This is a genomic window from Pseudomonas sp. PA-6-3C (assembly GCF_021605825.1).
Lineage (GTDB): Bacteria > Pseudomonadota > Gammaproteobacteria > Pseudomonadales > Pseudomonadaceae > Aquipseudomonas > Aquipseudomonas edaphica.
This window is the reverse complement of sequence record NZ_WKDV01000042.1, coordinates 42,497-62,341: the sequence shown is the minus strand read 5'-3', so window position 1 is coordinate 62,341 and position 19,845 is coordinate 42,497. Positions and strand designations below refer to the sequence as shown.

The following is a 19,845-nucleotide window of genomic DNA, read 5'->3' as shown; positions in this document are numbered from 1 at the left end:
CAGGTTGAGTTGGGTGTTTGGTCGGGATGGCATTGACAGCTTAAAAATGTAACGTATATATGACTTAAATAATCAAAAGTAATGAATACGTGACATGGACACTTCTATTATCACCCAACGCTTAGGCCAACAAGTTCGCTCCATGCGCCTCAACCGTGGCTATACACAAGCGGACCTGGCGAAACTTGCGGGCGTTACCCGGCAAAAACTGATCGAAATCGAGAAGGGCAGCCTCTCTGTTTCCATGAATGCCTATGCTCGCGTGATTGCCGCCCTGGGCAGTGAGGTCAAATTAGTGCCAGTGACTCTGCCGACACTTGAAGAGTTAGAGGACTTGTTCAATGAATAGCCCCGCTCTTAGCGTTCATACGCCTCAGGGCGACAGCGGCAGCGTCTTGGTGGGCGCTGATGATTACCTGTTTCGCTACGACGCTAAGGCACAGGCCCAAAGCGCCATCAGCCTTACCATGCCCGTGCGCGCAGAAGAATATCGCCGCCGCGAATTGCATCCAATCTTTCAAATGAATTTGCCCGAAGGCTACGTACTGGAACAATTGCGTAACCGTCTGGCTAAAACGGTAAAAGTGGACCCGATGCTGTTACTGGCCTTATCAGGTAGCAGTGCACCGATTGGCCGGGTTTTCGTGATTTCCGATCAGATAAACGAATTGATCCAACGCAACGGTCCTCCCGCAAACGGAGAGAGCCTGGCAGAAATTCTCGCGTGGGACGGAGCAGAAGACCTGTTCGCCGACTTGGTGGACCGTTACATTCTGCGAGCGGGCATTTCTGGCGTACAGCCCAAAGTGCTGGTGCCAGAAAAACCTCAAACTCCCGAGCAAAAATTCACCTCAAAAACCAACGACCTGATTATCAAAAGCGGGCGCGATGAGTTTCCGGGCTTGGCCATCAATGAATACCTGTGCATGTCCATTGCGCGGGATGCAGGCCTGCCCGTGCCGCCGTTTTATCTGTCGCAGAACCATAAGCTATTCATCATGCGGCGCTTTGATCGCGACGCGCAGCTCAACCCGCTGGGTTTCGAAGACATGACCACACTGATGGGCCTGTCTGCCGAACAGAAATACACCAAGAGCTATGCCGCCATCGCCAAGGCTGTACGCGCGTTTTGCTCACCAGAAAACCAACGCAGCTCGTTGGACCAATTGTTCGATAGCGTGGCTTTGAGTTGCATCGTGGGAAATGGCGATGCTCACCTGAAAAACTTCGGTGTGCTCTACAGTGACCCGATTAAATTTGACGCGCGCCTGGCCCCGGCTTACGACATCGTGAATACCACCGCCTATATACCTGAAGACACACTTGCGCTGGATCTGTCCGGCAACAAATCAATGTTTGCCTCACGCTTGGGCATCCTTGAGTTTGCAAGAACCTGCGAAATTGCAGAACCTCAGGCGCGTATTCAGGCGCTGCTTCAAACCCTTGAGGTCGTGCTCAAGCGCGAAGACGAATACTGTCGGTTAGCGCCTGACGTTGCAAAAGCCATTCGACAATCCGCCCAGAGCTACCAGCAGAGCTTCGGTGGCTGAACGCTTCTGTACTCATCCAAGGACAAGGTGGTGAATATGCTGACAACCCTCGAACAACTCGAAACCCTCTACGGCCTCCCCCACGAGCGGGCGGTGCGCAAGGAGATCGCGTTTCTCAACGAGGATTACCAGGCCATGGTGCGGGCGTCGCCCCTGGTGGTGGTGAGTTCATCCGGGCCGGACGGCATTGATGGCTCGCCACGTGGTGATGTGCCGGGGTTTGTGCGGATTGTGGATGAGCGCACCTTGGCGATCCCGGACCGGCCGGGCAATAACCGGCTCGACACCCTGCGCAATCTGCTGCAAGACCCACGCATTGCCTTACTGTTCATCATCCCGGGGGTTGGCGAAACGTTGCGCGTGAATGGCCGGGCGCAGATTTCCATCGAGCCCGAGCTGCTGGAGAGTTTTGCGGTGAATGGCAAACCGGCGCGTTCGGTGATTCTGGTGCAGGTGGAAGCCGCATATTTCCACTGCTCCAAAGCCTTTGTGCGCTCGGATTGCTGGAACCCCGAGAAGCACTTGGACCGCTCGGCACTGCCGTCGGCCGGAGCGTTTCACAAGCGGCTCAATGCTGGGCAGTTTGATGCCGAGGCCTATGACCGAGAGATGCCGGAGCGGGTCAAAAACACGCTGTATTGATACGTCTGTCGGCGCCGGCTTGCCGGCGCTGACAGCACCGCCGTCAGCCCTTTTCGCCAACCGGCAGCCAGATCTCCACCGTCCCCGTACCCTTGCGCGCGTCGAAATCGGCGCTGTAGCGTTCGAAATCCGCGCCCATCACCTTGTAGCCCGAGTGCGGCAACCACTCGAACATGATGCGTTCGTAGGTTTGCTCAAGTGCCTGCACCGGCCCGTAATGTGGGAACACGGCATAGTTGAGCGGTGCAATTTCGATGAACTCGAAGTTGCTCGGCACGTCGCTTTTAGTCGGGACTTCAACCCCGGCCATGTAGTCGAACTCGCCATGGTGGGGGTTATGGCACACACCATAGGTCACGCCACCGACGCGCTTTTTAATGTCTTTGATGCAAGTGTCGAACAATTCCCACAGCTTTGGGATATCACCCACTGTGGCCTTTGAATAACGCCCTTGTACCCCAGCGATTACCAAGGCTTTACCGGCTTCCATGCGTGGCTCTAACGGTTGTTTTGTCTGCTGATCCATACGAACAGTCTCCTTCTTATGAGGGAACAAACCCGCATCGAGTATAGGGGCATATCCAGGCTTCACTCCAAGTAGAAATTTTTCCTACACATCTGGACAACTGGCCATCATCGACCGTATTGTCTGCCCCGCAGGCCACCGCAGTGGCCGACGTCGCTCGGACGGTTCCGGGCGCTTACGTACCTCGAGGCAACAATGGCAGACCAAGGTTCGCCGCGCCGCTTTGCGCGCATAGATCGACTCCCCCCTTACGTTTTTAATATCACTGCCGAGCTGAAGATGGCTGCGCGTCGGCGCGGCGAAGACATCATCGACTTGAGCATGGGTAACCCTGACGGCGCCACGCCTCCCCACATCGTGGAAAAAATGGTCACCGTCGCCCAGCGTGAAGATACCCACGGCTACTCCACTTCCAAAGGCATTCCGCGGCTGCGCCGGGCGATTTCGCGCTGGTATAAAGACCGCTACGAAGTGGATATCGACCCGGAAACCGAAGCCATCGTGACCATCGGTTCCAAGGAAGGCCTGGCGCATTTGATGCTGGCCACCCTCGACCAGGGCGACACCGTGCTGGTGCCCAACCCCAGCTACCCGATTCACATCTACGGTGCCGTGATTGCCGGCGCACAGGTGCGTTCGGTGCCGCTGGTGCCGGGCGTGGACTTCTTCGCCGAGCTGGAACGGGCGATTCGTGGCTCGATCCCCAAGCCGAAAATGATGATTCTGGGCTTCCCGTCCAACCCCACCGCGCAGTGCGTGGAACTGGACTTCTTTGAACGTGTGATCGCCCTGGCCAAGCAGTACGACGTGCTTGTTGTCCACGACCTGGCCTACGCCGACATCGTCTACGACGGCTGGAAAGCGCCGTCGATCATGCAAGTGCCGGGCGCCAAGGACATTGCGGTGGAGTTTTTCACCCTGTCCAAGAGTTACAACATGGCCGGCTGGCGCATCGGCTTTATGGTCGGTAACCCGGAACTGGTCAACGCCCTGGCGCGGATCAAGAGCTACCACGACTACGGCACCTTCACCCCGCTGCAAGTGGCCGCGATTGCGGCGCTGGAAGGTGATCAGCAGTGCGTGAAGGACATTGCCGAGCAGTATCGCCAGCGCCGTAACGTGCTGGTCAAAGGCCTGCATGAGCTGGGTTGGATGGTCGAGAATCCGAAGGCGTCGATGTACGTCTGGGCAAAAATCCCCGAGCAGTATGCCGCCATGGGTTCGCTGGAATTTGCCAAGAAACTGCTGCTGGAGGCGAAGGTGTGCGTGTCGCCGGGTATCGGCTTTGGTGAGTACGGGGATGATCATGTGCGCTTTGCGCTGATCGAGAACCAGGACCGGATTCGCCAGGCGGTACGCGGGATTCGCGGGATGTTCCGGGCGGATAAAGCCTGATCCTGAACGACCTGAAGAAACCGAATCAATGTGGGAGCTGGCTTGCCTGCGATGGCGATGGTAAATCCAACACCGCCATCGCAGGCAAGCCAGCTCCCACATTTGATTGGGTTACCACATAGGTTTTGTGGTGCGCCTGTTACACCACCAACGACAGCAACATGATAAAGATCAGCGCCACCACCGACAGAATGGTCTCCATCGCCGTCCAGGTCTTGAACGTCTCGACCACGGTCATATTGAAGTACTGCTTCACCAGCCAGAACCCCGCATCGTTGACGTGAGACAACACCAACGAGCCAGCCCCCGTCGCCAACACCAGCAGCTCACGGTTAACGCCTGGAATCATCCCGACCACCGGCACCACAATGCCTGCGCCGGTAATGGTCGCGACCGTCGCGGAGCCTGTGGCCACACGAATCACCGCCGCCACCAGCCACGCCAGCAAAATCGGGTTGATCTGCGCGTTCACCGCCATGTGGCCGATCACGTCGCCCACACCGCTGGTCACCAGCATCTGCTTGAAACCACCACCGGCGCCGATGATCAGGATGATCGCAGCGGTCGGCGCGAGGCTGGCGTCGAGCAGCTTGAGGATTTGCTTGGAGTGAATGCCCTGGCGATGGCCAAAGGTGTACAGCGACAGCAGCAACGCCAGCAGCAGCGCAGTGATCGGGTGACCGATCATGTCCATCCAGTTGCGGATGGCATGGCCGTCCGGCAGCGCGACGTCGGCGAAGGTTTTGAGCAGCATCAGGAACACCGGCAGCAGCACGGTGATCAGGGTGATGCTGAAGCTCGGCAAGCTTTTGGACTCTGGCTCGCGGGCCAGTTGGTCAACCAGTTCCTGGGACGGGTTGCCTGGAATGTACTTGGCGATAAACGTGCCGAAAATCGGCCCGGCAATAATGGCGGTCGGCAGTGCGACGATCAGGCCGTACAGGATGGTCTTGCCGATGTCTGCGCCAAACACGCCGATGGCCAGCAGCGGGCCAGGGTGCGGTGGCACCAGGCCGTGTACTGCCGACAGGCCGGCGAGCAGCGGGATGCCGATCTTGATCAGCGACACGCCGGTGCGGCGCGCGACGATAAATACCAGCGGGATCAGCAGTACAAAACCGATCTCGAAGAACAGCGGGATGCCCACCAGGAACGCAGCGAACATCATCGCCCACTGGACTTTGTCTTTGCCGAAGGCACGGATCAGTGTCTGTGCGATCTGATCGGCGCCGCCGGACTCGGCCATCATCTTGCCGAGCATCGTGCCCAGCGCGAGGATAATGCCGACAAAACCAAGCACACCGCCAAAACCGTCCTGGAACGCCTTGATGATCTTGTCCACGGGCATGCCCGAGGTCAGGCCGAGAAAGCCGGCCGCGATGATCAGTGCAATGAACGGGTGCACCTTGAATTGGGTGATCAGAACGATCAACCCGATGATTGTGACCACTGCGTCTAGCAGCAGGTAGGACTCGTGGGACATGCCAAACATGGGGGGTCTCTCCTGTTTGTTGTTGTTATTAAAGCGGGTATTGAATCTTTCGCCGGGGGTAGCGCTACCTTTTCCGGCAAAAAATTAATGAGTAGGTTCAAAGCCGTGTTGCAGCCACCAGGCATTGGTTTGCTTGGCCAAGTCCTCAACGCTGTCTTCGCTGGCATTGAGCGCCAGGGTCAGCGGCTCGCCCACGGGCGATTCGAGGGTGGCGAACTGGCTGTCGATCAGGCTTGCCGGCATGAAATGGCCGGGGCGATGGGACACGCGGTCAGCAGCCACGGCGCGGGTCAGCTCCAGGAACACAAACCCCAGGCCCGGCGCGGCTTCGCGCAGGTGGTCACGGTATTTCTTTTTGAGGGCTGAGCAGGTGAGCACCGGATGCTCGCCCGCTTTGAGCGAGCGGCGCAGTTCATCGCAGAGGATATCGAGCCAGCCGGCGCGGTCGTCGTCGTTAAGGGGGTGGCCGGCGCTCATCTTTTCGATATTGGCGGCGGGGTGAAAGCTGTCGCCTTCAATGGCGGTGGCGCCGTTCAGGCGGCACAGGGCTTCGCTGACGCTGGACTTGCCACAGCCGGAAACACCCATGATGACCAGGGCGGTAACAGGTTGACTCATGAAACACCTCAGGACGCAGATAGCGCTACCTTTGCACGCTGTAAGGCTAGTGCAAAAACAGGCTTTTCCCGCGCCGACTTGTCATTTTTATGGAGTGACGCGTGCATCCTCTCCAACTGTTTGAACAGGATCAGGCAACCCAACGTTCAATAATTTGCAGCCATTTGGAGACAGCGCTACCTTAGTGCCTCGATTTTTGTTTGGCAACAGCCTGATGACCTCCAAGAACGATAAAAAATTGCGCACCACCGGTCGCCCGACCCTCAATGAAGTGGCCCGCCTGGCGGGTGTCAGCCCCATTACCGCCTCCCGCGCACTGCGTGGCGTCAGCACGGTTGCTACCGAGCTGGTGGAAAAAGTGCAACTGGCCGCTGCCGAACTGAATTACGTCGTCAACCCCGCCGCTCGCGCCCTGGCCTCGGCGCAAAGCCATTCGGTGGTGGTCATCGTGCCGTCGCTGTCCAACCTGTTGTTTATCGAAACCCTCGAAGCCATCCACGCAGTGCTGCGGCCCAAGGGCTTTGAAGTACTGATCGGCAACTCGCACTATTCGCGTGATGAAGAAGAAAACCTGCTGCGCAACTACATGGCCTACCAGCCACGCGGTTTGCTGCTGACCGGGTTTGATCGCACCGAAAGCGCACGACGGATGGTCGAGGCCAGCAATGTGCCCTGTGTGTACATGATGGATCTGGACCCGAACGCGGGCGTGAATTGCGTGGGGTTTTCGCAATTGAGCGCAGGCGAAACAGCCGCAGCGCATTTGCTCTCCCGTGGGCGCAAGCGCCTGGCGTATATCGGCGCGCAGTTGGACCAGCGCACGTTGCTGCGCGGTGAAGGGTTCCGCCGTGCCCTGCAGCAGGCGGGTATGTACGACCCGGCGCTGGAACTGCTGACGCCACGCCCCTCCTCCGTGGGCTTGGGTGGTGAGTTGTTTTTGCAGCTGCTGGCGGCGCATCCGGACGTGGATGCGATTTTCTTCGGTAACGACGACCTGGCCCAGGGTGCACTGCTGGAGGCCATGCGCCACGGCATCAACGTGCCGGAGCGCGTGGCAGTGCTGGGCTTTAACGATTTGCCGGCATCGTCTTTTATGGTGCCGCGTTTGAGCAGCATCAGCACGCCACGGGAAGCGATCGGGCGGCGCTCGGCGGAGCATTTGTTGACGATCATGGCGGGCAACAAGATTGCCAAGCCGGTGGTGGACATGGGGTTTGCGTTGCAGGTGCGCGAAAGTACTTAACCTTTCAAAGCCCAAACACAATCAAACTGTGGGAGCTGGCTTGCCTGCGATGGCGGTAGACCTGTCGGCACATCGTTGCCTGACACACCGCTATCGCAGGCAAGCCAGCTCCCACATTTTTTTACCGTGCTCGCTTGAGATGTGGGACGCCTGTAGGACGCGGCTGACATTGCCGTAAGCGCCTTGCCCGGTTGCCTACGCTTACGTCAGAATCCGCCGGCTTGTGCGCTTGGGGGGTGGTCTCTAAGGTGGGTCGGTCACTGAATTTCTCGGTGATCGGGTTTAGTAGCCCGAACTTCCCAACACAATATGCACAAGCCAATTATGGCGGCTGTGCGTAGGGCGCCTTCGGGCGCGCCGGGTTTGTGTGGGATTACCGGTCTACTAACCTGCGCACAGCTGCCACCCAACTTGTTTAGTAGCGATGCGGGTGTGGCACAAACCAGGTACTTCAACCATGCAAAGCGTCAATCCCCCAACTACGCTCTTCACTCTCACACCCGACACACCCCTCGAATCCCTACTGATCAACAGCTACGAAACCGTGTGCTCCGTCAGCACCTTGCTGCTCGACCTGTCCAATGACCTCACCGGCAAACACCGCGACGTGGCCCTCGCCATTCATCAACTGAGCGAGTTGTCAGTGCTGATGGTCGGCAAAGCCATGGACCAGCAAACACCACGCACCTAAAGCCTAACTCGGTTAACCCTGTGGGAGCTGGCTTGCCTGCGATGGCGGTAGACCTGTCGGCACATCATTGCCTGACACACCGCTATCGCAGGCAAGCCAGCTCCCACATGTTGTCCGTGCCCACTTAAGATATCGCCGTAAAGTCCTGCCCCTGCTAGATTGACCGCTCGCCATCGTCAGGGAAGCACCATGGGACACTCACTGAAAATCCTCGGCCGCACGTCCTCCATCAACGTGCGCAAAGTGCTCTGGACCTGCCAGGAACTGGGCATCGACTACGTGCGTGAAGACTGGGGCATCGGCTTCAAGCCCACCCAGTCAGCCGAATTCCTGGCCCTGAACCCCAACGCCCAGGTACCAGTGCTGATCGACGACCACGGTGTGTTGTGGGAATCCAACACCATCTGCCGCTACCTGATCGGCCTCTACCAACGCACCGACCTGCTACCCGCCGAACCCGCGCCACGTGCGCGGGTCGAGCAATGGGTGGACTGGCAAGCCGTGGAACTCAACCGCGCCTGGGGCGATGCCTTCACCGCGCTGGTGCGCAATAACCCCGACAACCTCGACACGGCGCAGATTGCCGCCGCCGTGCAGGTGTGGAATGACAAGATGGGCCTGCTGGAACAACAGCTGGCTAAAACCTGCGCCTATGTGGCCGGAGATGAATTCACTCTCGCCGATATTCTGATCGGCCTTTCGGTGCACCGTTGGCAGAACACGCCCATGCAGCGCCCGCCCTACCCTGCCATTGCGGCGTATTACCAACGCCTGAGCCAACGCCAGGGCTTCAAGACCTTCGCCCTCGACGGCCATCACTAAAACAAGGACTCACTGTGAAAGGACTCAACGTACTGCTTACCGGCGCCTGCGGCAGAATCGGCAAGACATTTTTCGAAGCCTCGAAAGACCGCTACCGCTTCACCCTCACAGACCGCATCGCGCCGGCGTTCGACCTGGGCGAGCACCGTTTCGTCCACGCTGACCTGAGTGACAAAGCCAGCCTGGCCGCGCTGCTCGACGGCATCGATGTAGTCGTGCACCTGTCGGGCATCCCCCACGCCAGCGCGTCGTTCGACGAATTGCTGCCGAACAATATCCTCGCCACCACTTACCTGTTCGAAGCCGCCGTAGCCGCCGGCGTGAAACGTTTGGTGTTCGCCAGCAGCGCACAGACGATTGAAGGCTACCCGGTGGACCGGCAGATCACGCCCGGCATGCAGGTAATGCCCGCCAACCTGTATGGCGTGAGCAAATGCTACGGCGAGGCGTTGTGCGGCTACTACGCAGCCAAGACGCCACTGTCGACCATTGCCCTGCGCATCGGCGCCTTTGAGTTCCCCGAAACCCACGACCTCAACAACGCCCGCGACCTCAGCGCCTGGCTCAGCCCACGGGACGCGGTGCAATTGCTGCAACGCTCGGTGGAGGCCGAGGGCGTGAAGCACCTGATCGCCCATGGCATTTCCAATAACCGTTTCAAGCGCCTGGACCTGAGCGAAACCACGCGGGTGTTGGGTTACCATCCGGTCGATGATGCATTCCAAGCATTTGAAATCCCGATTACTTATTGAGTTCTGCCCATGCCTGCACTCTCCACCGCCGACGGCATCGACCCGATCCGTGCTGCCCACATCAGCGCGCGCATTGACCGCCTGCCCGCCGTCGCCACCGTCTGGCGCCTGGTGGCGCTGCTGTCGATCGGTGGTTTTTTTGAGCTGTATGACCTGTTCCAGACCGCCTATATCAGCCCCGGCTTGATCAGCGACGGTATTTTCCACACCGGCAGCGAGGGCGTGTTCGGCTTCTCGGACCAGGCCGCGTTCGCCTCGGCAACCTTTCTGGGCCTATTCCTCGGCGCCAGCCTGCTCAGCCCTATCGCCGACCGTTTCGGGCGCCGGGCGATCTTTACCTTTGCGTTGATCTGGTACACGGTCGCCACGGTGTTGATGGGCATTCAAACCTCGGCGCTGGGCATTATCGGCATGCGTTTTCTGGTGGGCATTGGCCTGGGGATCGAGCTGGTAACCATCGACGCCTACCTGTCGGAACTGGTGCCCAAGCGCATGCGCAGTTCAGCGTTCGCCTTTGCGTTTTTCATCCAGTTTCTGTCGGTGCCGGCGGTAGCATTGATGTCGTGGTGGCTGGTGCCCCAGGCGCCATTCGGGGTCTCTGGCTGGCGCTGGGTGGTGCTCAGCAGTGCAGTGTTTGCGCTGTTTATCTGGCAACTGCGCAAGCGCCTGCCGGAATCACCGCGCTGGCTGGCGCAAAAAGGTCGCTTTGATGAAGCCGGGCAGATCATGGACAACCTGGAGGCGCGCTGCCAAAAGGATCACGGCAAACCGCTGGATGAACCCGAACTGCAGGCCGTCGGCGTGCAAGGCAGCGGCCGTTTTGCCGATATCTGGCAACCGCCGTACCGGCGTCGCGCACTGATGCTGATTGTGTTTCACGTGTTCCAGGCCATCGGCTTTTTCGGCTTCGGCAATTGGTTGCCGGCGTTGCTGTCGGGTCAGGGCGTGAGCGTGACCCACAGCCTGATGTACGCCTTCATCATCACCCTCGCCTACCCGCTGGGGCCGTTGCTGTTTGTAAAAGTGGCCAATCGCTTTGAAAACAAATGGCAGATTGTCGGCTCAGCCATGGGCGCGATGATCTTCGGCAGCCTGTTTGCCCTGCAAACCACGGCCGTGGGGCTGGTGATCTGCGGGGTGATGATCACCTTCTGCAACGCCTGGCTGAGCTTCAGTTATCACTCGTACCAGAGCGAGTTGTTCCCGACCAATATCCGCGCACGGGCGGTGGGGTTCTGCTATTCGTTCAGCCGCTTGTCCACAGTGTTCAGCAGCTTGTTGATCGGTTTTATTCTGGAGCACCTGGGCACGCCGGGCGTGCTGGCGTTTATTGCCAGCAGCATGTTGATTGTGATGATCACCATCAGCTGGTTCGGGCCGCGCACGCGCAATTTGGCGTTGGAGAATATTGCGCACTGACGGCAACAGTTGGCCGCCTGCGGGACAATGATTGCCGCGACGCCCGCGCCATCCCCAACAAAACCGGGGGTGGTGCACTCGGCATGCTATTTGCTCCAGCTGTCGCACCGAACATTTCCACAGGTGACCGATCATGCTGGTTAATAACAACGCCCAAGCCGTATCGACCGTGCAACAGCTCAAGCGTCCCGACATGGACCCGGCCAACGCTGCCGCCAGCACGCTGTACAGCGGCGCCCTGCAAGCGGCGCAACAAAGCGTGACCGTGCCGGCCGCGCAAAAGGATTTGGACAAGGCCAACGATCGCATCGACGAAGCCTTCGCCAAGACCCGTGTGCAGCTGCAAGCCACCACCGCCGCCCCTACCGCATCGACGGATGTGCCGGCAGCCGGTTCGAGCACCAGCACCGCACGCGCCGACTTCACCGACTACATGAACAAGTCCCCCGCCGAACGCATCCGCGAGCAGTTGCTCAAGGAACAGGGTTTGACCGAGGCGCAAGTGCAAGCAATGCCGCAGGAAAAACAGGACGCGATTGCCAAGCAAGTGGCTGAACGCGTGAAGCAGCAGCAAGATCAGCAGGTAGCGGCGAAGGCCACTGATCCGGCGCAGGCGGTTAAAGAAACCCTGGCCGCGATCTGACCGACACCGCTGATGATCGGATGATCGTTCCCACGCTCCGCAGCCAAGGACGCTCCGCGTCCCAAGAGCGGACGCGGAGAGTCCAGTGAGGCATTCCCACGCGGAGCGTGGGAACGATCTTGAGCCCCCAGCCTTACTGCAGTTGCAACGTCGAATTGAACTGGCTGATCGCATCCACCACATGCCGCGAGCCTTCCTGAATCTCCAGGATCACCTGCCCCGCTTCATTCGCCAATTCCACACCCAGCCCCGTACGGCTCAGGCTCGACTGCATGCTCGACACCGCACTCAGCGACAGGTCGTGGTTCTTGCGCACTACATCCACAATCTCCACTGTCGCCTGACTGGTGCGTGCGGCAAGGCTGCGCACTTCATCGGCCACCACCGCAAAACCACGCCCATGCTCACCCGCCCGCGCCGCTTCAATGGCTGCGTTAAGCGCGAGCATATTGGTCTGCTCGGCAATGCTGCGGATGGTCTGCACGATGGAGCCGATGATGTCCGATTGCTTGCTCACCGCATCGATACTCTGGGCCGCCTGATTCAAGTCGCTGGAAATCTCTTCAATGATCTGCACGGTTTGCTGCACCACCTCCGAACCTTTGCGCGCACAGGCATCGTTTTGTACCGAGGTGGCATGCGCCGAATCGGCGGCGGTGCGCAGGGTGGTGACCTGGTCGGTGATGTCACTGGCGAATTTCACCACTTTGTACAGGCGCCCGTTGGTGTCGAAAATCGGGTTGTAGGACGCTTCCAGAAACAGGGTCTTGCCGTATTTGTTCTTACGCTCGAAGCGATGGGAATGATATTCCCCACGGTTGAGCGAGGCCCAGAACGCCTTGTAGGCCGGCGACTCAACCTCGGCACGGTGGCAGAACATGCTGTGGTGCTGGCCGATGATTTCTTCGCGTGAGTACTGCACGGTGCGCAGGAAATTGTCGTTGGCGTTGAGAATCTGGCCCTGGGGCGTGAACTCGATCACCGCCATTGAACGGCTGATGGCGTCGATCAGGCTCTGGTTCTCATGTTCATGGTGGACCCGCGCCGAAATATCCGAAGCCACTTTGATCACGCTCTGCACCTGGTTGTTGCTGTCGAGCACCGGCATATAACTGGCTTCGAGCCACACTTCTTCGCCACGCTTGTTCAGGCGCATAAAGGTGCCGCTGAGGGCTTCGCCCCGCGCCAGGTCACGCCATAGCTTGGTGTAGGCCTCGGTGTGGGTGTAGGCATCCTCGCAAAAAATGCGGTGATGCTTGCCGCGAATTTCCTCCACGTTGTAGCCCATGGCTTGGCAGAAGTTGTCGTTGGCATCGAGGATGATGCCGTTGCGGTCGAACTCGATCATTGCCATGGAACGGCTGATGGCGGCGAGTTTGGCGTTGGCTTCGGTGAGGGCACAGGAGAAACGTTCGATTTCTTGCAGGTCGGATTTGTGATGGCGGTTGAACATGGTCAGATCACCCTTGATTCCCGGCGCCTGAAAGGCGCATTCCATTCATTTTTTGGATAGTGCTGGCTAACCTTCATGGGGAAATAACCATCCGAAACGCTTTATATGCCAAACGTCATCAACGGTTCTGGGTGAGCATAGACAGGGCTTGGCGCTATGCAAGGCCACTAGTCAGCCAGCATTTTTAACAATGCGCTTGCCGCGGCTGAAGGCGGCCGGGCGGGCGAGCCGACCAAGGCAAATTCGCGATACAGCGGGACGGTCAGCGGCATCACGCGCAAGCCATTGCGCTTTACCGGCAAGGCCATTTCAGGTACCAGCGTGACGCCGACGCCTTCGCGTACCAGGCTGTAGGCGCTGTTCCACTCGCGTACTTCCACGCGAATATCGCGCAGGGTAAGCCCCGCAGCGCCCGCCAAGCTGCGGGCACTGGCGGTGCAACCGCCGGTGGCAAGTACAAAGGGTTGCTCCAGCAGTTCCTCAAACGACACGCTGGCGTTGGCCGGGCGCTGCGCCAAGGGATGATCGGTCGGCAACACGGCCATCCAGCAATCTCGCCCCAATACGCTGGCGTTGCGCTCGGGCCTGGGGTTGAGCACCACGCCCAGGTCGATCAGGCCGGCGTCAAGCAAGGTGAGCACTTCACTGTCCGTGACATCCAGCGTGGTCACTTCAATACCGGGGTTCAGCTGACGAAAACGCTGCAGCAGCGGCGTCAGAAAAGTCGCCATCACCATCGGGAAACTGGCGATGCGAATACTCCCACGCAGCAGCGGCCGAGCGTCGTCGACCGTTGTACGAATCGCCTGCAACGCCCCCATCATCACGCGCGCTTGTTCGATCACACTCAACCCGAGCGCGGTGGGCAAGGTCTTGCGCGGCTCGCGCGTGAACAATTGCGCACCCAAAGTCGCCTCCATGTTGGCCATGGCCTGGCTGGCGGCGGACTGGGTCATGCCCACCTGCTCGGCAGCCGCCGTAATGCTGCCTTGATCGGCCACGGCCACCAGCAAGCGCCAGTGCATCAGGTTCATCATGGCAGTAGCTGTCCTTATGGGTGGGGTCTGAAGGTTTAATTTTACCCACGGTGCCATGCCCGCGAGACTGGCGCAAATTCAACCGAGTAGCCCCACATGAAATTGTATTTCTCCCCGAATGCCTGTTCCCTCGCCCCCCATATCGTGCTGCGCGAATTGGCGCTGCCGTTCGACTTGGTAAGGGTCGATAACAAGGCCAAAACCACTGCCGATGGCGCAGACTTCCTGCAAATAAACCCCAAGGGCTATGTGGCGGCGCTGCAACTGGATAACGGCCAGGTGCTGACCGAAGCCAGTGCGATCCTGCAATACCTGGCCGACCTGAAACCCGCCGTCCAGTTGGCCCCGGCCAATGGCAGTTGGGAGCGTGTGCGTTTGCAGGAATGGCTGAATTTCATCGCCAGCGAGATTCACGGCGGGCTGGGGATTTTCTTCAACCCGGCGATCCAAGGCGAAGTGCGAGCCACGTTTGTGGCCAAGTTGTTCAAGCGCTTTGAGTTTCTGGTGCAGACGCTGGAGCGTCAGGATTATTTGCTGGGCGAGCAGTACTCGGTAGCGGATGCGTATTTGTTTGTGCTGCTGCGCTGGGCGGCGGTTCATGACATTGATCTGCAGCCGTGGCCGGCACTGACGGCGTTTCAACAACGCGTTGGCGCACGGCCTGCCGTGACTGCGGCGCTGGCTGCTGAAAATCCATGACCTGAAATGCAATCCACCGTGGGAGCTGGCTTGCCTGCGATGACTGTGTGTCAGGCAATGATGTGCTGTCTGGGCCAGCGCTATCGCAGGCAAGCCAGCTCCCACAGTTGATGTTCATTGGTTTAGAGCCTTGAAGACTATTTGCTGCACATCGACCTTTTTCGGGATCAGGCCGTTGGCGAAGAACAGGTCGGCGGTGCGCTGCTGATTGGCGATGTCGATGGCCTGCAGCGGCCGAATCGGCTCCGGCGAGCGGTGTTCGAAGTAGCTTTTGACCACCGCCGGCTGCAGGCCCAGGGTCTTGGCCATCAAGGCGATGCTTTCTTCGGGCTGGTCCAGGGACAGGCGCTGGGCCTTGCCGAGCGTCTTGATGATGGTGGCGACGGCGTGCGGGTACTGTTTGGCAAATGGGCTGTTGACCACAAAGAAACTGCCGGCCGGGTTAAGGCCCTGGCCGTCGCCCAATACGCGGGCGGAGCCATCGACCACAGCCGCCGAGTAGTACGGGTCCCACACCACCCAGGCGTCGACTTTGCCTTGTTCAAACGCGGCGCGGCCGTCGGACGGCGACAGGTACACCACATTCACATCCTTCCACTGCAAGCCCGCGCGCAGCAGGCTTTTGAGGAACAGGTTGTGTGCGCTGGAGCCCTTGAGCAGCGCCACGCGCTTGCCCTTGAGTTCGGCCACGCTTTGGATGCTGCTGGCTGTGGGCACCAGCACCGCTTCGGTTTTGCCTTCATTGGGCTCGACAGCGAAGTACTGCAAGTCGATGCCGGCGGCCTGGGCGAAGATCGGCGGGATGTCGCCGATATTGCCAATGTCCAGGCTGCCGGCGTTCAGCGCTTCGATCAGTGGCGGGCCGCCGAGGAATTCAGTCCACTGCACCTGGGTGCCGGGCAGCGCCTCTTCGAACAGTTTGTGCTCACGGGCCAGTACCATGCTCACCGAGCTTTTCTGGTAGCCGATGCGCAAGGTGGACGGTTCGGCCGCAGACACCGCTGCCGAAAACACAAGTGAAGCCAGAACCACACTGAAAAACTTAACCATCATTGTTACCTCCGATCGTTCCCACGCTCTGCGTGGGAATGCCGCCAGGGACGCTCCGCGCCCCGCTCTAAAATCGTGACGCAGAGCGTCACGGGATGCACTCCCACGCGGAGCGTGGGAACGATCAGCTACAGGCCAGCTTTGACCTTGGCCGCGACATCCGCAGGCACCCATTGCTGCCACACTTGCGGCTGCTCTTTAAGGAACGCCAGCGCGACCTGGCGCGGCTGTTCACGTTTCTCGCTCATTTGCGCAAGGATGCCGTTGAGCAGGTCGATCGGCAGGTCGACTTTTTCAAAGAAGGTGACTAACTGTGGGTACTGCGCCTTGAACGGCGCCGACACACCAATCGCCAAGTGTGCAGGCATCGAACGGGTGCCAATGGGGTGCGGGTTGTTGGCGTCGGCCAGGGTTTTCCAGGCGTCGGCGTTGAACGGCGGTTCTTCGAGCTTGATCAGCTTGAAGCGGCCCAGCAGTGGCGTCGGCGACCAGTAGTAGAACAACACCGGTTTGCCACGGCGGATCGAGGAGGCCACTTCAGCATCCAGCGCCGCGCCGGAACCGGTGCGGAAGTTGACGAAGGTATCGGTCAGGCCATAGGCCTTGAGCTTCTGGCTGTTGACGATTTCCGAGGTCCAGCCGGTGGGGCTGTTGAGGAAGCGGCCTTTGCTCGGGTCCTCAGGGTCGCGAAATACGTCCTTGTAGCGCGCCAGGTCAGCCACTGACTTAAGCTGCGGCGCCAGCGGTTTGATGCCGCGCTCGGCCTCACCCTTGATCACGTATTCGGGCACCCACCAGCCTTCGGTGGCACCTTTGACCGTGTCGCCCAGGCCGAACACTTTGCCTTCGGCCTCGGCCTTGACCCACGCCGGACTGCGCCCGGCCCATTCTTCGCCGATCACCTGAATGTCGTCCTTGGCAAGGGCGGCTTCCAGGCTCACGGTGCTGCCTGGCAAGGTGTCGGTGGGCAGGCCGTAACCTTTCTCGACGATCAGGCGCAGCACTTCGGTGATAAGGCTGCCGCTTTCCCAGGTGATGTCGCCGAAGTGGATGGGTTTGATGGCCTCGGCGGCCTGGGTTGGCTGCGTCAGGACAGCAAGTGCCAGCAGCGAGCCACCGAGCAGGTTTTTAATTGTTTTCATGCAGAACCTCATTTTCCGGAACACAGGAGATCAACGGTGGGAGCTGGCTTGCCTGCGATGGCAATGGTGGCTTCAACATCGCTATCGCAGGCAAGCCAGCTCCCACACTGGATCGGTGTGCCACTCAAGTTGTTTAAAAGTCATAACTGAGCCGCGTGTAGCTGTATGGCTGGCCGGGCGTCTGGCGCAGGCAACGGTTGAGGGCGCGGGCCATGTAGCCGCTGACCGAGCGTTGGGAAATCCCCAGTTTGGCGGCGATCTCGGGATACGTCAGGCCATTGAGCTGCGAAAGCAAAAAGGTCGCCCTGACCTTGGCCGGCAAGCCGTCGAGCAATTGGTCGAGGGCCTGCAGGGCTTCGAGCATTTGCGCGAGGTCTTCAGGCGACGGTGCGTTGCAGGTTTCGTCGTTGTCCAGGGCGCCGAGATAAGCGCGTTCCAGGTCACGGCGACGCCACAGTTGGTACATCAAACGCTGAGCGATGGTGGTGAGCAAGGCGCGGGGCTGACGAATCGGCAGCACGCCGGGCGAACTCAGCAGTTGGACGAAGGTGTCGGCGGCGATGTCTTCGGCGTGTGCGCGGGAATCGAGGTGGCGGTGCAAACGGCTGCACAGCCAGTCGTAATGACTGCGGAACAATCCGCCCACGTAATCGCTGTGAGAAGTGTCGGCGCCGGACATAGTGGCTCCATCTGAGAAGGTTGCGCGTTATGTCCGGTGTTCCGGTGGAGCGATCCTAGCAAGGCCGCTTATTCTTTAATAATATTTAAAATTCATTCTTATATAGCCGATCGTTCGCACGATCAGCGTCGATCAGCGTAGGTGCGGGTAGCCGGCAGTGGCGGCGGCTTGTTGATAGTTCAGCAGGACTTGATAGTCGTCTTCGCTGGCAGGCAGAACTGCCTGGATGCCCAGGGTTGCGACCACGTGCGGTAAATCCTGCAACGCCTGATTCATCACCTCACGAATGTGCGCCACTTGCTCATCGCTCAAGTGCAGCGGGCCGATAAAGGGCAAGGTCGGGCTCGGCGCGCTGCGGGTGACGATGCGCAGCCCCGCCACTTCTTCGGGGGCGAAACGGGCGAGGTAGTCGTAGGTCACGCTGTCGACGGCGGCAAGGTCGGCGCGGCCTTCGCGCAGCCAGCGCAGGCTTTCGCGGTGGGCGCCGCTGATGCCGACGCTGGCGAAGAAACGGCCGTCGCGTTGCAGCGGTGCAAGGCGTTCGCGCAGCAGGTTCATGCCGCTGTTGGAGTCGTGGCCGTTGATCACGCCGCGACTGTCGTAGAAGTCCGCCAGTTCGTTAAGCGAGCTGTCCTCGCGGGTCAGCAGCAGGCTGCAATGTTCGCCCTGGCTGCTGTGGGCCAGCTCATAGCGCGGGCGGCCGATCACGCGCACTTTGCCGCGCAGTTGGGTCATCAGCGGGTAGCCACAGGTTTGCGTCACCAGCAGCTCGGGCGCGAGCCACAGGCCGTGCAGGTCGAGGTGGTCAGCGTTACGGCGCGTCAGGTTCAGGCGCTCAAAAATACGCGTCAGCCACGCTTGGTTGGCCTGTTGCACCGCTGCGGGCGCGACGTACATCCGCAGCTCGGCGTAGTGGTCACTCATGGTCGTCTCTCACGCAAAAGGGTGCCTTGGGCTGTCGATGGCCTTGAGGCCGTGGCGGCTGATCAACTGGCCATAACCCTGCACCAGAAAGCCGCCACTGCGCGCGACCCATTGTTCACGTCGCGCCCGGTAGACCGTTGGCAGCAGATACCAGGGCAACTGGGGCAAGTCGTGGTGCACCAGGTGCAGGTTGTTATTGAGGAACAGCCAGGTCCACGGCCAGGACGCTTCGTTGAGCACCGTACGCTGTTCCGGCTGCGGGTGCGGGCGGTGTTCATAGTAGGAACGGATCGACGCCAGGGACAAGGCTGGCGCGGTCACCAGCAGCAGGTAATGCCATACCGGGATGGCGCTGGAGTGGGCGATAACGCCGAGCATCAGGATTGTCACGCCGCCGTGGGCCAGCCACATTGGCCACACCTGGGGCAGGCATCGGAGTTGATGACGCGCCAATCGGGCGATGGCCAGCGGCGATGCCAGCAGAAAACGCCCCAGTAGGGTTTTGGTCAGCCAGTGAACGCCGCGCTTGAGAAACGAGCTGTTATCCCACTGGTGTTGATTGAGGTAGCGGCTTTCCGGGTCGATGCCCGGCAGGGTCAGGTCTTCGTCGTTATGGTGCAACAGGTGACTGTCGCGGTACAGCGTGTAGGGATACCACACGGCAAACGGCGCGTAGCCGAGCAGTTTGTTGATCAGGGGCGAACGGGTGGGATGGCCATGCAGCAATTCGTGTTGCACCGACAGCCAGAGTGTCACCAACGGGATCAGCAACACCGTGCTCAGCCACAGGCCCAGCCAGTGGCTGGCGAGGATCACGGCGAACCAGCCGGTATATACGCCGATCAGCAACAGCCAGGTCGGCCATTCGGTGACTGCGGTAAAACTGCGTGCCAGGGCTTCGATTTCCCGGCGTTGGGTCAGATCAAGGTAGTTGGCCATCGGTAGCTCAGAGCAGGTGTTTCCTGCTCTGTGCAGTGAGGCGCAAAAATCTTGCAGATCGTTTGGTTCTAAGCTTGTAACTCAGTGACCGAACAGGCCGGTTTCAGTCTTTTTGGCTTTTTTGTCGGC

20 protein-coding genes and 2 pseudogenes are annotated in these 19,845 nt (G+C 59.7%); 11 read left to right on the top strand and 11 right to left on the bottom strand.

Translation table 11 applies throughout. From position 1 onward, the window contains the following. Positions 1-94 precede the first annotated feature (94 nt). The 3 genes from GIW48_RS23935 to GIW48_RS23925 are packed head-to-tail and all read left to right on the top strand — an operon-like array spanning position 95 to position 2,192. Entirely contained in the window at positions 95-349 is a 255-nt protein-coding gene (locus GIW48_RS23935; protein ID WP_017135431.1) for a helix-turn-helix domain-containing protein, read from the top strand. After that, the gene (locus GIW48_RS23930) at positions 342-1,550 is read left to right on the top strand and encodes a type II toxin-antitoxin system HipA family toxin (RefSeq protein WP_236460921.1); all 1,209 of its coding nucleotides are present in this window, start codon (positions 342-344) and stop codon (positions 1,548-1,550) included. The genes GIW48_RS23935 and GIW48_RS23930 overlap by 8 nt, the downstream gene beginning before the upstream one ends. Positions 1,551-1,586: 36 nt before the next feature. Further along, positions 1,587-2,192: a pyridoxamine 5'-phosphate oxidase family protein gene (locus tag GIW48_RS23925; RefSeq protein WP_017135429.1), complete on the top strand. Its 606-nt coding sequence runs from the start codon at positions 1,587-1,589 to the stop codon at positions 2,190-2,192. A gap of 43 nt (positions 2,193-2,235) precedes the next feature. Here GIW48_RS23925 and GIW48_RS23920 read toward each other — a convergent pair whose 3' ends face one another. After that, positions 2,236-2,718, bottom strand: a complete 483-nt coding sequence (locus GIW48_RS23920) for a GyrI-like domain-containing protein (RefSeq protein ID WP_017135428.1) — start codon at positions 2,716-2,718, stop codon at positions 2,236-2,238. A 195-nt stretch (positions 2,719-2,913) separates the two neighbouring features. Here GIW48_RS23920 and alaC point away from each other — a divergent pair, with 195 nt between their 5' ends. Continuing rightward, entirely contained in the window at positions 2,914-4,113 is a 1,200-nt protein-coding gene (gene alaC / locus GIW48_RS23915) for an alanine transaminase (RefSeq protein WP_017135427.1), read from the top strand. Positions 4,114-4,252: 139 nt separating this feature from the next. On the opposite strand, the gene GIW48_RS23910 is transcribed toward alaC, so the two are convergent. Then, positions 4,253-5,605 carry a GntP family permease gene (locus GIW48_RS23910; RefSeq protein WP_056859617.1) on the bottom strand — a complete coding sequence of 451 codons (1,353 nt, stop codon included), beginning with the start codon at positions 5,603-5,605 and terminating at the stop codon, positions 4,253-4,255. A gap of 84 nt (positions 5,606-5,689) precedes the next feature. Further along, positions 5,690-6,223 (bottom strand): gluconokinase, encoded by a 534-nt coding sequence (locus GIW48_RS23905; RefSeq protein WP_169985094.1) that lies wholly within the window; start codon positions 6,221-6,223, stop codon positions 5,690-5,692. A 211-nt stretch (positions 6,224-6,434) separates the two neighbouring features. Here GIW48_RS23905 and GIW48_RS23900 point away from each other — a divergent pair, with 211 nt between their 5' ends. The 6 genes from GIW48_RS23900 (at position 6,435) to GIW48_RS23875 (ending at position 11,793) form a co-directional block, all read left to right on the top strand. Further along, complete coding sequence (locus GIW48_RS23900) at positions 6,435-7,466, top strand: LacI family DNA-binding transcriptional regulator (protein WP_170039861.1); 1,032 nt, start codon at positions 6,435-6,437, stop codon at positions 7,464-7,466. 457 nt (positions 7,467-7,923) lie between these two features. After that, the gene (locus tag GIW48_RS23895) at positions 7,924-8,157 is read left to right on the top strand and encodes a DUF6124 family protein (RefSeq protein WP_099486528.1); all 234 of its coding nucleotides are present in this window, start codon (positions 7,924-7,926) and stop codon (positions 8,155-8,157) included. Positions 8,158-8,346: 189 nt separating this feature from the next. Continuing rightward, positions 8,347-8,979, top strand: coding sequence for a glutathione S-transferase family protein (locus GIW48_RS23890; protein ID WP_236460919.1), 633 nt, complete (start codon positions 8,347-8,349; stop codon positions 8,977-8,979). 14 nt (positions 8,980-8,993) lie between these two features. Next, positions 8,994-9,731, top strand: coding sequence for an NAD-dependent epimerase/dehydratase family protein (locus GIW48_RS23885; protein WP_017139212.1), 738 nt, complete (start codon positions 8,994-8,996; stop codon positions 9,729-9,731). Between the two features lie 9 nt (positions 9,732-9,740). Continuing rightward, positions 9,741-11,150 (top strand): MFS transporter, encoded by a 1,410-nt coding sequence (locus GIW48_RS23880; protein WP_176991476.1) that lies wholly within the window; start codon positions 9,741-9,743, stop codon positions 11,148-11,150. A gap of 133 nt (positions 11,151-11,283) precedes the next feature. Further along, positions 11,284-11,793, top strand: a complete 510-nt coding sequence (locus tag GIW48_RS23875; RefSeq protein WP_017139210.1) for a hypothetical protein — start codon at positions 11,284-11,286, stop codon at positions 11,791-11,793. Positions 11,794-11,926: 133 nt separating this feature from the next. Here GIW48_RS23875 and GIW48_RS30000 read toward each other — a convergent pair. The 3 genes and pseudogenes from GIW48_RS30000 to GIW48_RS23865 form a co-directional block, all read right to left on the bottom strand. Beyond that, positions 11,927-12,343: pseudogene (locus tag GIW48_RS30000) on the bottom strand (methyl-accepting chemotaxis protein); the annotation flags it as partial. Positions 12,344-12,469: 126 nt separating this feature from the next. Beyond that, positions 12,470-13,246, bottom strand: a pseudogene (locus tag GIW48_RS29995) (PAS domain-containing protein); the annotation flags it as partial. A gap of 167 nt (positions 13,247-13,413) precedes the next feature. Then, positions 13,414-14,283: a LysR family transcriptional regulator gene (locus tag GIW48_RS23865; protein WP_169985101.1), complete on the bottom strand. Its 870-nt coding sequence runs from the start codon at positions 14,281-14,283 to the stop codon at positions 13,414-13,416. Between the two features lie 96 nt (positions 14,284-14,379). Here GIW48_RS23865 and gstA point away from each other — a divergent pair, with 96 nt between their 5' ends. Continuing rightward, positions 14,380-14,982, top strand: coding sequence for a glutathione transferase GstA (gene gstA / locus GIW48_RS23860; protein ID WP_176991477.1), 603 nt, complete (start codon positions 14,380-14,382; stop codon positions 14,980-14,982). Between the two features lie 114 nt (positions 14,983-15,096). Here the strand turns inward: gstA and GIW48_RS23855 are convergent, their stop codons facing one another. The 5 genes from GIW48_RS23855 to GIW48_RS23835 all read right to left on the bottom strand — a co-directional run bounded on the left by GIW48_RS23855 (position 15,097) and on the right by GIW48_RS23835 (position 19,716). Next, entirely contained in the window at positions 15,097-16,032 is a 936-nt protein-coding gene (locus GIW48_RS23855; protein WP_017139207.1) for an aliphatic sulfonate ABC transporter substrate-binding protein, read from the bottom strand. A gap of 128 nt (positions 16,033-16,160) precedes the next feature. After that, complete coding sequence (locus tag GIW48_RS23850; protein WP_099550461.1) at positions 16,161-17,174, bottom strand: ABC transporter substrate-binding protein; 1,014 nt, start codon at positions 17,172-17,174, stop codon at positions 16,161-16,163. A 133-nt stretch (positions 17,175-17,307) separates the two neighbouring features. After that, a complete protein-coding gene (locus GIW48_RS23845; protein WP_017139205.1) occupies positions 17,308-17,853 on the bottom strand; it encodes a sigma-70 family RNA polymerase sigma factor in 546 nt (181 codons plus the stop codon). A gap of 132 nt (positions 17,854-17,985) precedes the next feature. After that, on the bottom strand, positions 17,986-18,777 hold the full coding sequence (locus GIW48_RS23840; protein ID WP_236460917.1) for a phosphate/phosphite/phosphonate ABC transporter substrate-binding protein: 792 nt from the start codon (positions 18,775-18,777) through the stop codon (positions 17,986-17,988). Positions 18,778-18,786: 9 nt separating this feature from the next. Continuing rightward, positions 18,787-19,716, bottom strand: coding sequence for a fatty acid desaturase (locus GIW48_RS23835; RefSeq protein WP_236460915.1), 930 nt, complete (start codon positions 19,714-19,716; stop codon positions 18,787-18,789). Positions 19,717-19,845: the final 129 nt, after the last annotated feature.